Raw genomic sequence first — 14,109 nt, forward strand, 5'->3', positions numbered from 1 at the left:
GTGTAATGTATATTTGCTCATAAAAAAACTGCACCTTGTGAGTTGGAGGGGATGTCCAACTTTTGGGGTGCAGTTCAGGTTTCGCTAAAAGTTTTCAGACGACCTTTCCGCACTCAACAGAAAACATAGCCTTAAAAATGATAGAAATGCCTACATAGCCATTCCTATAAAGGTAGGCATCTGGAAATTGGAAATTATGGTAATTTTCAAATGTTACTGAAACAAACATCCAAGGTCTGAATTTCCGCCATGCCTCTCCCTCACGCGGTTACAGAAAAAAATGACGACTTTGAGATTCATCTACTGTAATTTTAAAAATTTCAGGAATGCTGCTCGCTGTAACTTCTAATCTCCCTACACCTTCACCCTACACCCCGATTTCGCGCTTTCATATACTTTTTCCAGCAGCCCCAGAACTTCCGCCACTTGGCGCGGCTGCACCGCTGCGGGTGATTTACCTTGCAGCGCGTCATAAAGGTTTTCATAAAACGCCACATAATTTCCGCTGACGCTTTCGATTTTTTTGCGGACGACTGCCCCGTCGATTTCTGTGTGCAGGATGCCCCATTCGTCTTCCGGTTCACGGCTCCACGCTCCGACGGGTTGCGCGCCGCCGAGCAGCAGGGCTTCTTGGTTGTCGACGTTTTGTTTGACGTATGAACCGCGTTTGCCATGCAAAGTCATGAATAGCAAAGGTTCGCGGGCATATTTGCTTGCGGTCAGGGCAACTTTTTTGCCGTCGGCGTAATAAAGCGTGATATAGAAATTGTCGTCGCTGACCGCTCCGTCATGCTGATAGCGCACGTCGGCATAAAGCTCATCGGGCATCCCGAAAATATCAACCGCCATATCCATGAGGTGCGAACCCAAATCGTACACCAGCCCTACGCCGGCCTCGCCCGTTTCCTTCCAGCGTTTTTTGTTCAAGGCAGCCGCATAACGCTCGAAACGAAACTCCGCATCCACAATTTCGCCCAAAAGGTCGTCTGAAAGCAGCTTTTTGGCAGTCAGTGGCGCGCTGTCCCAGCGGCGGTTTTGGTAAACGGTCAGCAATACGCCCTGCCGCTCGGCGAGTTCCGCCAGTTCCAAGGCTTGCGCCGCCGTGGCGCACAACGGTTTTTCCACCACTACATTTTTACCTGCACGCAAAGCCTGAGCGGCAAAATCGAAATGCGTCTGGTTTGGCGTGGTAATGACCACCAAATCGACATCATCGCTAAGCAACTCCTCAAACGAGCGCACGGTCTGCGCCTGAGGCAAGACTGCCTGAGCTTTGTTGCCGCTGCGTTCAAACACGCGCACGACTTCAAACCGCGAATCCGCACGACAAAACGGCAGATGGAACACCTGCGCTGACATGCCGAACCCCGCCAATCCGATTTTGATTTTCTGCATAGCCAAACTCCTTTTCAGACGACCTCAAATTGCCGTATATCCGTTATAATACCGCACTTATTTCACACAGGCGGTCTGAAAACAAAGTTGAAACGGCCGCCGCCGTTTAAGGAAAACCATGAGAAAACCGCAACGCGGCTATGCCCGCCAAGACCGTGTCAAAGAACAAATCATGCGCGAACTGGCCGAGCTGGTCCGCACCGGCCTGAAAGACCCGCGCGCAGGCTTCATCACCATCAACGAAGTCGAAGTTACCCGCGATTACAGCCACGCCACCGTGTTCTACACCGTCCTCGACGACAGCACCCGCGACATCACCGAAGAAGCCTTGGAACACGCCAAAGGTCATTTGCGCAGCGAGCTGGCGAAACGCATCAAACTCTTCAAAACGCCCGAACTGCACTTCAAATACGACGAATCGCTCGAACGCGGCATGAGCATTTCCAGCCTCATCGACCAAGTGGCGGCGGAAAAACCGGTGGAAGATTAAAAATAAAGCTCGTCTGAACACCCGGTATTAAAACCGAAGATCTGTTTCAGACGGCCTCCTTGCTCCGCTTTCGGATATATCCATGACTTTTCCCGAATTTCTGTTGTTTTTAGTATTTTTCTCCTATTGTGCCTGCTACGCTTTCAGTTTACGCAAAGGGAAAATCGTCTTTGATACCGCATCGGGCAACGAAATCCACATAGGTAAAAACGGGTGTTACTCGGTTTGGCATGATGGAGACGGACAAATCTCCTTCCACATCACCGACCTAAACGGGCGGGAAGTACCTCTCTCCAAACCGCTGTTTCATGCCAGTTTCCGCCGTACCGACGGCCGCATCACGCTTTTAAAGCAAGGCCGTCTGAAAAAAGGCAGCTACACAGTAGCAACACCAAATCCGCACAGCCACATCATCCTCAGAAAAACAATATCGGAAACGCCGATCATCCTACTCGGCACTTCCATCTTATCCCTTTCCTTCCTTCTCCACTGACATGACCGCCAAACCTGCCAAACGTCCCATCAACGGCGTCCTCCTGCTCGACAAGCCCGAAGGACTTTCCAGCAACACTGCCCTGCAAAAAGCCCGCCGCCTCTACAACGCCGAGAAAGCGGGGCATACTGGCGTACTCGATCCTTTGGCGACTGGACTTTTGCCCGTCTGCTTCGGAGAAGCGACCAAGTTCGCCCAATACCTGCTGGATGCCGACAAAGCCTACACCGCCACGCTGAAACTCGGCGAAGCTAGCAGCACCGGCGATGCCGAAGGCGAAATCATCGCCACCGCCCGCGCCGATATTTCCTTAGCCGAATTTCAGACGGCATGCCAAGCCCTGACGGGCAACATCCGCCAAGTGCCACCGATGTTTTCCGCCCTCAAACACGAAGGCAAACCGCTGTACGAATACGCCCGCAAAGGCATCGTCATCGAACGCAAACCGCGCGACATCACCATTTACGCCATTGATATTACCGAGTTTGACGCGCCTAAAGCCGTCATCGACGTACGTTGCAGCAAAGGCACCTACATCCGCACCCTCAGCGAAGACATCGCCAAACACATCGGCACGTTCGCCCACCTGACCGCCCTGCGCCGCACCGAAACCGCCGGTTTCACTATCCGCGAAAGCCACACGCTCGATGCCTTGGCAGAATTAAACGAAACCGACCGCGACGCCCTGCTCCTGCCCTGCGACATTTTAGTGCGGCACCTCCCCAAAATCGAACTGAACGACCGCGCCGTGACCATGCTCAAATGCGGCCAACGCCCGCAGTTTACCGAGGACATGTCTGCCGAACAGCCCATCCGCGTTTACGACAGAAGCGGAACATTTATCGGATTGGTGGAATACCAAAACGAAATCGGCCGCCTCAAAGCCCTGCGGCTGATGAACACGGCGAAAGACTGAATGGTTTGATAATTAAATTAAAATATAGGAAAGGTCGTCTGAAATACAGTTTTTCAGACGACCTTTCCAGTTGAATTTCTTAAAATATTGGCAGATTTGAAACAACCGTTCTAGCCCCATGAAAAAAGTCGTCTGAAAACCTGTCATACCCGTTTTCAGACGACTTTTCGACTATTATCTCTATTGCCCTTGTTCCGTTTTCTTTTTGCGCGGACGGCGGCGGCGTTTCTTTTTCACACCTTCGTTGCCCTGCGCACGAGCATGGTTTGTCGTCATTTCATTGCGCAAACCTTCATCGGCATGCTGGAAACTGTTCCACCATTCGACCGTTTGGCGGTCAATCTCGCCCACTTCGCCGCGCAACACCAGAAAGTCGTAAGCAGCCCGGAAACGCTGCTGCGCGAGCAGGCGGTGCGGACGGGCGCCGCGCATCTGTTCGAATTGCGGTTGGAACTGCCAGATTTCCCGCATGGTCGCGGCAAAACGCTGCGGCACGCCCCAACCTTTTTCAACATCGCTCCGCAGGGATTCGATAGCGTCTGTCAGAGCAGGCGCAGGCTTTTGCCCCTGTGCCAGATTCCGTTGCCAGCGTCGGTTGACATCCGGCCACAATACGGCAGCCAAGACGAAGCCGACTGAAACCGATTTGTCCTGACGCAGCCGCTCGTCAGTGTTTTTCAGTGCAAGCGAAATAATGCGGTTTTCAGGCTTTTCCGCCGATTTTAACGCAGTCAAAAGCGGATGGATGTCGTCTGAAACACCCAAGCTGTTAAGTTTTTTCAAACATTCCCGCGCATGGCCGGAAAACAGCAGCTTCATGATTTCGTCAAACAGGCGGGCGACAGGTTCGTGTTTCAGATGACCAGCATACTCCGGAATCGGAGCGGCAGTGGATTCTTCCACCGAAAAGCCAAGTTTGCCCGACAAGCGTACGGCGCGCAGGATACGGACAGGATCTTCACGATACCGCTCCGCAGCATCGCCTATCATAACCAGGCTTCTGTCGGCTATATCGTTGACGCCGTTATGGAAATCCAAAATTTCTTCGCATATCGGATCGTAATACAACGCATTGCAGGTAAAGTCTCGGCGCATCGCATCTTCTTCTATGCTGCCATAAGTGTTGTCTTTCATAATCCTGCCGTGCGCGTTTTGCTGCACCTTGCCGCCGCCGCGGAATGTCGTTACTTCTATGGTTTCCGGACCTGTCATGACATGGACGATTTGAAAACGCCTGCCGATGATGCGGCTGCGGCGGAAAATTTTTCTCACCTGCTCCGGCGTAGCATCGGTGGCGACATCGAAGTCTTTAGGCTCTACACCCAACAGCATATCCCTGACCGCCCCACCTACGATATAGGCTTTGAATCCTTCCTCTTGCAAACGTTTGACGGTTTTTTCCGCTGCAAAACTGATCATATCCGCGCTGATACGGTATTCTTCAGCGGGGATGATTTCTTTGCGAACCTCGGTTTGCCTGCTCTGTCTGCCGGACAAAACTTTGTTCAGCCATTTTTTCAACATATTCCTGATACTCTTTCTTGTTATCCTTCCGCCTGCAAACGGAAGCCACCGATGCGGGCGGGGCGTCATTATACCTTAAGTTGCGCTAACCTACGTCGTCTGAAGCCTCGCAGCCTCCGGCTGGCAGGCTCAGCGGTTTTAAATTACAATGAACCAAACTTATCCTTCCTGTCCGATGATGAAAAAAACCAACGTATTATCCTTATTCCTCGTCCTTGCCGCGACCGCCTGTTCAGACGGGTCTTCCGACAGCGTTACCGACAAATTCAAAAGCGAATTCCGCAAAGGTTTTGTCGAAGGCGCAACGGAGCAATGCGTTGCCAAAGTACCGAAAACAAGCCTGCTTTCGGAAGAAACCGTACTTCAAGTCTGTACCTGCACTGCTGAAAAAATGGCAGACCGCATTTCGGTGGAAGATATGTCTGCCATCCTGTCGGGCAATATCAGTGAAAACGTCAAAGAACAAATCAAACAGAGCACCACGGACTGTTTGAAAGAAACCGTCGGATTGGACGGCAAGCGCGCCGCTTCGGATAGCAAATAAGCCCCCTTCTTCAAACCTCGTCTGAACCTTCTTCGGACGTTTTTCAAAATCATTCAAGAAATCGAGTTTGACATGACCACATTCGCGCAATTCCTTCCGGAACATTTACATCAAAACGCCCTGCCCGAACAATTAGGCAGCGTATTGGAATCCGTCATCTCCGCCTGCAGCGAAATCAGCGGAAAAGTCCGCCTCGGCGCACTTTCAGGCGTTTTGGGTATGGCAGGTACAGGCAACATCCAAGGTGAAGACCAAAAAAAACTCGACGTTATCGCCAACGATATTCTTATCCGTATCTTAAAAGACAATCCGTCTGTTGCCGGTTTGGCAAGCGAAGAGGAAGACACTTTTGTCACCGCCCATCCTGACGGACGCTATTTGGTTTTATTCGACCCGCTGGACGGCTCGTCCAACATTGATGTCAACATCTCCGTCGGCACAATTTTTTCCATTTTGGAGAAACCCGAAGGCGATTTGGAAACGGCGTCATTTTTGCAAAAAGGCCGAGATCAAGTTACCGCAGGTTATGTTTTATACGGCCCGCAAACCCAACTGGTCTTGACCGTCGGACACGGTGTTTCCGTCTTTACTTTGGACGAGGACGGCAATTTTGTGATGACCAATGAAAATCCGCGCGTTCCCGAAACCACCAAAGAATTTGCCATCAATATGTCCAACCGCCGCCATTGGCTGCCGCCCGTCCAACGTTATATCGACGAATTGCTGGCAGGTGAAACCGACAGTCGCGGTAAAAACTACAATATGCGCTGGGTTGCCAGCATGGTTGCCGAAATCCACCGCATCCTGATGCGCGGCGGCGTGTTCATGTACCCTCAAGACAAACGCGATCTCTCCAAACCGGGCAAACTGCGCCTGATGTACGAAGCCAACCCGATGAGCCTGATTTTGGAACAGGCAGGCGGCGCAGCTTTCGACGGACAGACCGACATGCTGGATGTCGAGCCGGTCGGATTGCATCAACGCGTCGCCGTCTTCATGGGCAGCAAAGAAGAAGTGGACTATATCCGCAAACTTCATCAAGCCTGATAGGTGTAAAAATTAAATGTATAGTGGATTAAATTTAAATCAGGACAAGGCGACAAAGCCGCAGACAGTACAAATAGTACGGCAAGGCGAGGCAACGCCGTACTGGTTTAAAGTTAATCCACTATAAAAAGGTCGTCTGAAATTACCGTGTATGTTTCAGACGACCTTTTCCCAACATTCTGAAAATCAGGATAAGCGGGAAAAACACCTCCTTACCTTCTTCCGATTATCCATGCTTTATGTGAATTGCGCTGTGGATATATCAAATTAATGATTGATATAAAAGAAGAAAATATAATTGATTAAAAAACAGGCAGATAAAATTCCCAAAAAATAAGCAGAATTTGTCAAGCCTTTGCCAACCGCCGAACAGAATTTTTTGCCCCCGTTTTTCAAACGCGTTACACTTCCTCCTCGTCTGTTTTCAGACGACGTTTCACTCCAACCACGCCGCTGCCGTCATTGCGCCGACAGTCAGGCAGTCAGCGTCATTGCGCCGCTGTAAATACGAAAGAACACACTATGACCATCTCTCCCGTCGCCTTGCGCCGTAAGACCGAGCGCAAGCCGCATCCGACCGCGCGTTATTGGAAAAAATGCGATGTCGAAGCTCTGTTCGGACTTCCCTTCCTCGACCTTGTTTACCAAGCCGCCGAGATACACCGCCAAAATTTCAACCCACGCGAAATCCAGCTTTCCACTCTGTTGTCCATCAAAACCGGCGGCTGCCCCGAAGACTGTGCCTACTGCCCGCAATCGGCGCACCACAACACCAATCTGGGCAAAGAACAGATGATGGATGTGGACGAAATCGTCGAAAAAGCCAAAATCGCCAAATCGCGCGGCGCAAGCCGTTTCTGTATGGGTGCGGCATGGCGTGGTCCCAAACCAAAAGACGTGGAGACGGTTTCCGCAATCATCAAAGCCGTCAAAGGACTGGGCATGGAAACCTGCGGCACCTTCGGTATGCTCGAAGACGGTATGGCGGAAGACTTCAAGAAAGCAGGTTTGGACTATTACAACCACAATCTCGATACCGACCCCGACCGCTACAACGACATCATTCATACCCGCAAACACGAAGACCGCATGGACACCTTGGGCAAAGTCCGCAATGCCGGTTTGAAAGTCTGCTGCGGCGGCATCGTCGGCATGAACGAGACCCGCGCCGAACGTGCCGGACTGATTGCCAGCCTCGCCAACCTCGACCCGCAGCCCGAAAGCGTGCCTATTAACCAGCTCGTCAAAGTAGAAGGTACGCCGCTGGCCGATGCCGAAGATTTAGACTGGACGGAGTTTGTCCGCACCATCGCCGTGGCGCGGATTACCATGCCGCACAGCTACGTCCGCCTGTCGGCAGGACGCAGCAATATGCCCGAATCCATGCAGGCAATGTGTTTCATGGCGGGTGCGAACTCGATTTTCTACGGCGACAAACTCTTAACTACTGAAAACCCCGACGAAGACGGCGACCGCCTGCTGATGGAAAAGCTGGATTTGTATCCGCTGCGGTTTGAGTTGGAAGAAGAATACGAAGCGGCGCAACAGGAAAACGAAACGCCGAAAATCAAAGTAGATTATTAATCGTTCTACAAAAACACAAGGTCGTCTGAAAACGGGCTTCAACGTTTGATTTCGTTGAAACAGATTTTCAGACGACCTTTTTTGTAGAGATGAAAATAAGATTCAGGCATTATGCCACCTTGTTTGTCTCCCATCTATTCCATTATAATTCGCCCTTGAAAAAACCTTCGTTTTTCTGTGGAATCACTCTCTAAATAAAGAGCAAATTCTTCCTAGATTCCCGCAAAAACAATATAAAGGTCGTCTGAAAGCATCGTTCAATGAAGCTATGTTTTCAGACGACCTTTTTGAACACGCAGACAGGCAGATTCAAACAAAAACATTACTGTCTCCTGCCATTCCATCCACACATCCAACACACACCACATCATGTACCGTCTTACCGCCTATCCCATCTCCCCGAAACAGGCCACCTTCATCGGCCTTTTTGCCGTCTGTTTTTGGAGTTCCGTCATCGGGTTAATCCGTACCTTGAGCCTGCACATGGGGGCGGTAGGCGGCGCAGCAGTCATGTACAGCCTTGCCACGATATTGCTGCTGCTGATTTTCGGCAAACCCGATTTGCGCCGCTTCAGCCGGAATTACCTTTTTTGGGCAGGTATCTTTTTTGTCGGCTGCGAACTGTGTCTGTCCCTTTCCATCGGATATGCGGACAACGCCAGACAAACCGTCGAAATCGGCATGGTCAATTATTTATGGCCGACTTTTACCATCATCGGTGCGGTCTGGTTCAATAAACAGCCGGCAAAATGGTGGATTGCCATAGGCTTTGCACTATCCTTCATCGGCATCGCCATCGTCTTGGGCGGGGAAGGCGGATTGTCCCCCGCCCATATTTACCGCAATGTCCTCGCCAATCCCGCAGGCTATATCATGGCGCTCTTGGACGCGCTGTTTTGGGCGGCATATTGCACACTGACCGCGCGGGTTAAAGCGCAGGGTAATGCCGTCGGTTTTTTCTTTTTCCTCGTTTCCTGCGTACTGTGGGCAAAATATTTTGCAGGCAGCTACGGCAGCCTCAATTTCGATACCGAATCAGTCTTATATGCACTTGCTGCCGCATCCTGTATGGGTTTGGGCTATGCAGTGTGGAACATCGGCATCTCGCGCGGCAATATGACCGTTTTGGCAGGCGCATCTTATTTTATTCCCGTTTTCTCCGCCCTGATTTCATCCTTCCTGCTCGACGCACCGCTTCCTACGGAATTTTGGCAAGGTGCGGCGATGGTATGCATCGGATCCTCCGTATGCTGGTTGGCAACACAAAAGAAAGCATAACTCTACCTCTAAATCAGAGAAATAAGATTTTCGCTTGAGACATATACAACGCAACCGCACTTGACCGTATCGCATATCAACACAACGTCGTCTGAAAACAGGCATGGCAGGTTTTGCTCAAGCCGGTTTTCAGACGACGTTTTTCTCATCAAAATACCAATTTATATTTTGGGCGACAGTTTATCGACCAGACCGCCGTCAGCGAAGAATTTCTTCATGATTTCATCCCATGTACCGAATTTTTCGTTGGGACTGAAGGTTTCGATTTCGGGGAAATCTGCTTTATGTGCAGCAAAGACTTCGGCATTGCGCGGGCGAAGGTAGAGTTTGGCGGCAAGCTCCTGCGCGGGTTTGCTCCATAGATATTCCAAATATTCTTTGGCGGCTTCCTGCGTACCTTTCTTGTCGGCAACGCTGTCCACAACGGCAACAGGGGTTTCAGACAGAATGGTATAGCTCGGATAAACGATTTCAAACTGATCTTGGGTCAGTTTTTTGCTGACGTGATTCGCCTCGTTTTCAAAAGTAACCAAAACGTCGCCGATATTACGCTGACTGAACGTTGTCGTGGCAGCACGTCCGCCGTTTTCAAACACGGGCGTGTTTTTCAGGACGGATGCGGCAAATTCCTGCGCTTTGGCTTCATCGCCGTTGTTGGCTTTCAAACCGTAAGCGTATGCACCAAGGAAAGCATAGCGGCCGTTACCCGTCGTTTTCGGATTAGCGAGTACGATTTTGACACCGTCTTTCGCTAAGTCGTTCCAATCTTTAATTTGTTTGGGATTACCTTTGCGGACCAGGAAAACGGTTACGCTGGTATAAGGAACAGCGTTATCGGGCAGACGTTTTGCCCAATCGGGTTTAATCAGCCCTTTTTGTTCTAATAATTGAATGTCGGAAGTCTGGTTCATGGTAACGACATCCGCCGCCAGCCCGTTGGCGACAGACAATGCCTGTTTGCTGGAACCGCCGTGCGACTGTTGGATGTCTATGTCTGCGCCCTTGTGTTTACTTTGATATTCCCTGACAAACAATGGGTTGTATTCTTTATAAAAATCTCGTGCCACATCATAAGAAACATTCAATAGTTTCACACCTTTGCCGTCTGCCGCAGGTGAAGACGGTGAAGCGGTGTTTTGTTCGGATTGCGGCGAGCATGCCGCTAAAACGGCGGCAGCAAAAAGGGCGGTTGCACGGACAGTCATTTTGTTCTCCAAATATTTGATAGGCACACTATATACCGACGTTTCAGACGATGGAAATAATGTTTGCTTTCGGGTTTAGCGGTTTTGGTTATAAGTACCAAAATTCGGTCAAAGCCGTATTTTCAGACGACGTTTTTACCTAAACCCAAAAGAGGGCTACTCTATCCCAATATCCAAACACACGGTTTCTCCGCAATATGCTTTGCCTGCGTCGGTCATATGCGCGGGTTTGTAGGCGGCGAAGGCGTAGGTCAGGTCGGCGCGGAAGGTGTCTTTGTCTGCTTCGCCGGTGTCGCAGTTCAGCCCGGTCGGGATGTCTAACGCGATTTTGAAGCCGTCGGCTTGGTTTAGCAGGCGGCAGACGGCGGCGGCTGTTTCGGGCAATGCGCCGCTGAAGCCTGTTCCGAAAATGCCTTCGATAACGAGGCCGTAACCTGTTTTCAGACGGCCTTCCAGTTCGTCGGGTCGGATAAAGCTGACGCCGTCTAAATGATTCAAACGCTCGCGATTCAACTGCGCCAGCGGCGACAGTTTATCTCCCAAGACGAAGACGACATCTACCTGCCAATCCTGTTCCGACAACGCGCGCGCGATGACCAAACCGTCGCCGCCGTTGTTGCCCTTGCCGCAAACGATTAACGCGCGTCCTGCTTTGGGGAAACGGCGCAGCAAATCCGCGGCGGCAGCTTGTCCCGCGTTTTCCATCAGTTGCTCGAAAGTCGTGCCTTTATCGACTGCCATTTGTTCGTGTTCGCGCATTTCTGCGGCGGTGTAGATTTTCATCATTCGCTCCTTCGGTCTTCATTTCTCTATAAGACATCCAAACGAAAACCTTATCAATAGCCCTGCCCGACTTTCCCGTCAAATCATTCGCTTTCTTTGATTTGTCGCAATATGTCGTCTGAAAATAAGGAACTTGGTGGCTTTGTACTTGATCTTCATGTTAACAAGATTTATTATCGCAAAAACAAAGTGATAAACAATCAAAACTACTTCTTTTGCGGGGACGGGCGTTGGGATATGCCTCTGGCTACCCCGTGTCTGATTCGTCTTTACTTGCCTTCTCTTTTTTCAATCGACAACGAAAGTAAAACACACTATGTCTGCCATACCTTTGTCAAAACTCAGTAAAGGCGCAGTCGCGCACATCGACTCCATCGTCCCCAATTCGACTTTCGGTGAACTCGACCCGCTGGTTACACGCCGCCTTGCTGACTTGGGCTTTTCAAGCGGAATGCCGTTGCAAGTGATTGCCGTCGGCGGATTCGGACGCGGTCCGTTTGCCGTACGTTTGGGCAACCAGTCGCAATTCTCGTTGCGGCAGGAAGAAGCAGGAAAGATTATGTGCCATGTGATTGACGGCTGACCGCCGTACACGCAGGCAGGCTTCTATTTTGAAAATGCGGCATAGGCGGATTTAATCTGACCGCCCCATCCTTTTCAGACGACCTAGGTCGTCTGAAAACACAATTTCAAAACCTTTTCCTCAAATCCCACTCCAAACTTATCAAACAATCAAAAAAGGAGAGTTCAATTCATGGAACTAAGCTATTTTGCCTTGATTGGCGCGCCAAACTGCGGCAAAACCGTTTTGTTCAACGGTTTGACCGGCTCACATGCCAAGGTTGCCAATTATCCGGGCGTAACGGTCGATAAGCGCGAGGGTGCCTTCCTCGACGACGAGGCGGTCCGCATTATCGACCTGCCGGGCACATACAGCCTGCGCACGACCAGCCCCGACGAAGCAGTGGCAAAAGATGTAATGGTGGGCAAACTGGGCATTCCGCCCGACGCCATCATCGCCGTTGCCGACGCGACCAACCTGCGTATGACCCTGCGCATGATTTTGGAACTGAAAACGCTGGGACTGCCTATGGTGGTGTCGCTGAATTTGAGCGACGTCGCCCGCAGAAGGGGCTTGAATATCGACGCGGCCAAACTGAGCGAGTTGTTGGATGCACCTGTTTTGGAAACAGTTGCAGTGAGCGCGTCGGGCGTACAGGCCGTGCGCGAAGCCGTGGCGAAGCTGCCGCGCAAACGCTCTTTCCCCGCCAACCCCGCCTCTGCCGAACGCACGCTCGAGGCGCTGGATAGCGACAAACTTTATCAAGAAGTCGAATCGATTTTGGCACAAGTGGTACGCACCCAAATGACGCTGCCCGCATGGCACAAAAAACTCGACGACATCGTGCTGCACCCCGTTTGGGGCATGATTATGCTGCTGATCATCCTGTTTATGGTGTTCCAAGCGGTTTACACTTGGGCGGCGCCGATTATGGACGCCATCGAAGGCGGCTTTACCGCGCTGGGCGAATGGATAGGCGCCAACATGGAGCCGGGCATCCTCAGCGACTTGCTCGTCAACGGCGTCATTGCCGGTTTGGGTAGCGTGTTGGTGTTCCTGCCGCAGATTACGATTTTGTTCGCCTTCATCCTGCTTTTGGAAGACTCAGGCTATCTGCCGCGCGCGGCTTTCTTGTTGGACAACCTCATGGCAAAAAGCGGCCTGTCCGGACGCTCATTCATCCCGCTCCTGTCGAGTTTCGCCTGTGCCGTTCCCGCCGTTATGTCGGCGCGTACGATTAATGACCCGCGCGAACGCCTCGTTACCATCGCCGTCGCCCCGCTGCTGACCTGCTCCGCGCGGCTGCCCGTTTACGCGCTGATTATCGCCGCCGTCATTCCTAATCGCACCGTAGGCGGGATTTTCAACCTGCAAGGACTGACGCTGTTCATCCTCTATCTCGCAGGCATCCTGTCTGCCGCCTTGGCAGCGTATATCATGAAACGCTTGGCGCGTATGAAAGGCAACGTGCAGCAATTCCCGCTCTTGATGGAGCTGCCGACTTTCCGCACGCCCAACTTCAAACACATCATGACCAGCCTGTGGGACAGGGTAAAAGCCTTCCTCAAACGCGCCGGTACGATTATCTTCGCCCTTGCCGTAGTTTTGTGGGGCTTGGTAAGCTGGCCGCAACCGCCCGCAGGTGCAACAGGCGCGGCAATCGACTACAGCTTGGCGGGTATGCTCGGCCACGCTATCCAACCATTGTTCGCCCCGCTGGGCTTCACTTGGGAAATGTGTATCGCCATGATTCCAGGCATTGCCGCGCGTGAAGTCGTTGTTGCCGCACTGGGTACGGTCTATGCCGTCAGCGCGTCGTCTGAAGACGCCGTACAAAACGCGCTGATTCCGATCGTACACAACAACTGGGGTTTGCCAACCGCCTTTGCCTTCTTGGCTTGGTATGTGTATGCTCCGATGTGTGCCGCGACTTTAACCGTAATTAAACGCGAAACCAAATCCACGAAAAATATGCTTATGATTACAGGCTATTTGTTCCTGATGGCTTATTTTGCCGCATTTGTGGTTTACCAAATTACTTCAAGGATAATGTGATGACTCAATATATTATCGTCGGCTTGATTATGCTCGCCTGCGTATTCTTCCTCTTGCGAAAATTCGTATTCAAACCGAAAAAACGCGATTGCAGCAGCGGCTGCGGCAAATGCGGCGGTTGCGGCTGAGTATGGATAGCTAGGAAGCAGAAAGGTCCTTGGATTCGGATTTCAAGTGCAACACTAGGGTACCAGTGGTTGGAACAGATTTAAGAATAAAACACTTGGCGTTTC

The 14,109-nt window shown here is 51.3% G+C and carries 15 protein-coding genes; 11 read left to right on the forward strand and 4 right to left on the reverse strand.

Translation table 11 applies throughout. The features are described 5' to 3' along the window. Window positions 1-354: 354 nt before the first annotated feature. Entirely contained in the window at window positions 355-1,395 is a 1,041-nt protein-coding gene (locus AC5M9B_RS01885) for a Gfo/Idh/MocA family oxidoreductase (protein WP_487648152.1), read from the reverse strand. 118 nt (window positions 1,396-1,513) lie between these two features. Between AC5M9B_RS01885 and rbfA the strand changes: the two genes are divergently transcribed. From rbfA to truB, 3 genes are all read left to right on the forward strand, one after another. Continuing rightward, on the forward strand, window positions 1,514-1,885 hold the full coding sequence (rbfA, locus tag AC5M9B_RS01890) for a 30S ribosome-binding factor RbfA (RefSeq protein ID WP_003685554.1): 372 nt from the start codon (window positions 1,514-1,516) through the stop codon (window positions 1,883-1,885). A gap of 82 nt (window positions 1,886-1,967) precedes the next feature. After that, window positions 1,968-2,378: a hypothetical protein gene (locus AC5M9B_RS01895; protein ID WP_019271290.1), complete on the forward strand. Its 411-nt coding sequence runs from the start codon at window positions 1,968-1,970 to the stop codon at window positions 2,376-2,378. A 1-nt stretch (window position 2,379) separates the two neighbouring features. Beyond that, window positions 2,380-3,294, forward strand: a complete 915-nt coding sequence (truB, locus tag AC5M9B_RS01900) for a tRNA pseudouridine(55) synthase TruB (RefSeq protein WP_487648153.1) — start codon at window positions 2,380-2,382, stop codon at window positions 3,292-3,294. 180 nt (window positions 3,295-3,474) lie between these two features. Here the strand turns inward: truB and AC5M9B_RS01905 are convergent, their stop codons facing one another. After that, entirely contained in the window at window positions 3,475-4,818 is a 1,344-nt protein-coding gene (locus AC5M9B_RS01905; RefSeq protein WP_487648154.1) for a polynucleotide adenylyltransferase PcnB, read from the reverse strand. 148 nt (window positions 4,819-4,966) lie between these two features. Here AC5M9B_RS01905 and AC5M9B_RS01910 point away from each other — a divergent pair, with 148 nt between their 5' ends. From AC5M9B_RS01910 to yddG, 5 genes are all read left to right on the forward strand, one after another. Then, window positions 4,967-5,362, forward strand: coding sequence for a hypothetical protein (locus tag AC5M9B_RS01910; protein ID WP_060975412.1), 396 nt, complete (start codon window positions 4,967-4,969; stop codon window positions 5,360-5,362). Between the two features lie 72 nt (window positions 5,363-5,434). After that, window positions 5,435-6,409, forward strand: a complete 975-nt coding sequence (locus AC5M9B_RS01915; RefSeq protein WP_487648155.1) for a class 1 fructose-bisphosphatase — start codon at window positions 5,435-5,437, stop codon at window positions 6,407-6,409. A 379-nt stretch (window positions 6,410-6,788) separates the two neighbouring features. Then, window positions 6,789-6,914 carry a hypothetical protein gene (locus AC5M9B_RS01920; RefSeq protein ID WP_003742404.1) on the forward strand — a complete coding sequence of 42 codons (126 nt, stop codon included), beginning with the start codon at window positions 6,789-6,791 and terminating at the stop codon, window positions 6,912-6,914. A 17-nt stretch (window positions 6,915-6,931) separates the two neighbouring features. Then, window positions 6,932-7,993 (forward strand): biotin synthase BioB, encoded by a 1,062-nt coding sequence (gene bioB, locus AC5M9B_RS01925; protein ID WP_487648156.1) that lies wholly within the window; start codon window positions 6,932-6,934, stop codon window positions 7,991-7,993. A 369-nt stretch (window positions 7,994-8,362) separates the two neighbouring features. After that, window positions 8,363-9,271, forward strand: coding sequence for an aromatic amino acid DMT transporter YddG (yddG, locus tag AC5M9B_RS01930; protein WP_487648157.1), 909 nt, complete (start codon window positions 8,363-8,365; stop codon window positions 9,269-9,271). 161 nt (window positions 9,272-9,432) lie between these two features. Here the strand turns inward: yddG and AC5M9B_RS01935 are convergent, their stop codons facing one another. Together AC5M9B_RS01935 and AC5M9B_RS01940 are read right to left on the reverse strand one after the other, a co-directional pair. Beyond that, window positions 9,433-10,476, reverse strand: coding sequence for a sulfate ABC transporter substrate-binding protein (locus tag AC5M9B_RS01935; protein ID WP_487648158.1), 1,044 nt, complete (start codon window positions 10,474-10,476; stop codon window positions 9,433-9,435). Between the two features lie 156 nt (window positions 10,477-10,632). Next, a complete protein-coding gene (locus AC5M9B_RS01940) occupies window positions 10,633-11,259 on the reverse strand; it encodes an NAD(P)H-hydrate epimerase (RefSeq protein WP_487648160.1) in 627 nt (208 codons plus the stop codon). Window positions 11,260-11,575: 316 nt separating this feature from the next. On the opposite strand from AC5M9B_RS01940, the gene AC5M9B_RS01945 reads away from it, so the two are divergent. The 3 genes from AC5M9B_RS01945 to AC5M9B_RS01955 all read left to right on the forward strand — a co-directional run bounded on the left by AC5M9B_RS01945 (window position 11,576) and on the right by AC5M9B_RS01955 (window position 14,004). Then, window positions 11,576-11,842 (forward strand): FeoA family protein, encoded by a 267-nt coding sequence (locus AC5M9B_RS01945; RefSeq protein ID WP_003742387.1) that lies wholly within the window; start codon window positions 11,576-11,578, stop codon window positions 11,840-11,842. A gap of 171 nt (window positions 11,843-12,013) precedes the next feature. Then, entirely contained in the window at window positions 12,014-13,876 is a 1,863-nt protein-coding gene (gene feoB / locus AC5M9B_RS01950) for a ferrous iron transporter B (protein ID WP_487648159.1), read from the forward strand. Then, entirely contained in the window at window positions 13,876-14,004 is a 129-nt protein-coding gene (locus AC5M9B_RS01955) for a FeoB-associated Cys-rich membrane protein (protein ID WP_003683546.1), read from the forward strand. The genes feoB and AC5M9B_RS01955 overlap by 1 nt, the downstream gene beginning before the upstream one ends. The last annotated feature ends 105 nt before the right edge of the window (window positions 14,005-14,109 follow it).

The sequence above is a fragment of the Neisseria flava genome, from assembly GCF_982712965.1.

Bases quoted from the DNA above. Each gene is read 5' to 3' on its own strand.
- AC5M9B_RS01885 (WP_487648152.1), bottom strand. From the start codon at position 1,395: ATGCAGAAAATCAAAATCGGATTGGCGGGGTTCGGCATGTCAGCGCAG.
- rbfA (WP_003685554.1), top strand. From the start codon at position 1,514: ATGAGAAAACCGCAACGCGGCTATGCCCGCCAAGACCGTGTCAAAGAA.
- AC5M9B_RS01895 (WP_019271290.1), top strand. From the start codon at position 1,968: ATGACTTTTCCCGAATTTCTGTTGTTTTTAGTATTTTTCTCCTATTGT.
- truB (WP_487648153.1), top strand. From the start codon at position 2,380: ATGACCGCCAAACCTGCCAAACGTCCCATCAACGGCGTCCTCCTGCTC.
- AC5M9B_RS01905 (WP_487648154.1), bottom strand. From the start codon at position 4,818: ATGTTGAAAAAATGGCTGAACAAAGTTTTGTCCGGCAGACAGAGCAGG.
- AC5M9B_RS01910 (WP_060975412.1), top strand. From the start codon at position 4,967: ATGAACCAAACTTATCCTTCCTGTCCGATGATGAAAAAAACCAACGTA.
- AC5M9B_RS01915 (WP_487648155.1), top strand. From the start codon at position 5,435: ATGACCACATTCGCGCAATTCCTTCCGGAACATTTACATCAAAACGCC.
- bioB (WP_487648156.1), top strand. From the start codon at position 6,932: ATGACCATCTCTCCCGTCGCCTTGCGCCGTAAGACCGAGCGCAAGCCG.
- yddG (WP_487648157.1), top strand. From the start codon at position 8,363: ATGTACCGTCTTACCGCCTATCCCATCTCCCCGAAACAGGCCACCTTC.
- AC5M9B_RS01935 (WP_487648158.1), bottom strand. From the start codon at position 10,476: ATGACTGTCCGTGCAACCGCCCTTTTTGCTGCCGCCGTTTTAGCGGCA.
- AC5M9B_RS01940 (WP_487648160.1), bottom strand. From the start codon at position 11,259: ATGAAAATCTACACCGCCGCAGAAATGCGCGAACACGAACAAATGGCA.
- AC5M9B_RS01945 (WP_003742387.1), top strand. From the start codon at position 11,576: ATGTCTGCCATACCTTTGTCAAAACTCAGTAAAGGCGCAGTCGCGCAC.
- feoB (WP_487648159.1), top strand. From the start codon at position 12,014: ATGGAACTAAGCTATTTTGCCTTGATTGGCGCGCCAAACTGCGGCAAA.
- AC5M9B_RS01955 (WP_003683546.1), top strand. From the start codon at position 13,876: ATGACTCAATATATTATCGTCGGCTTGATTATGCTCGCCTGCGTATTC.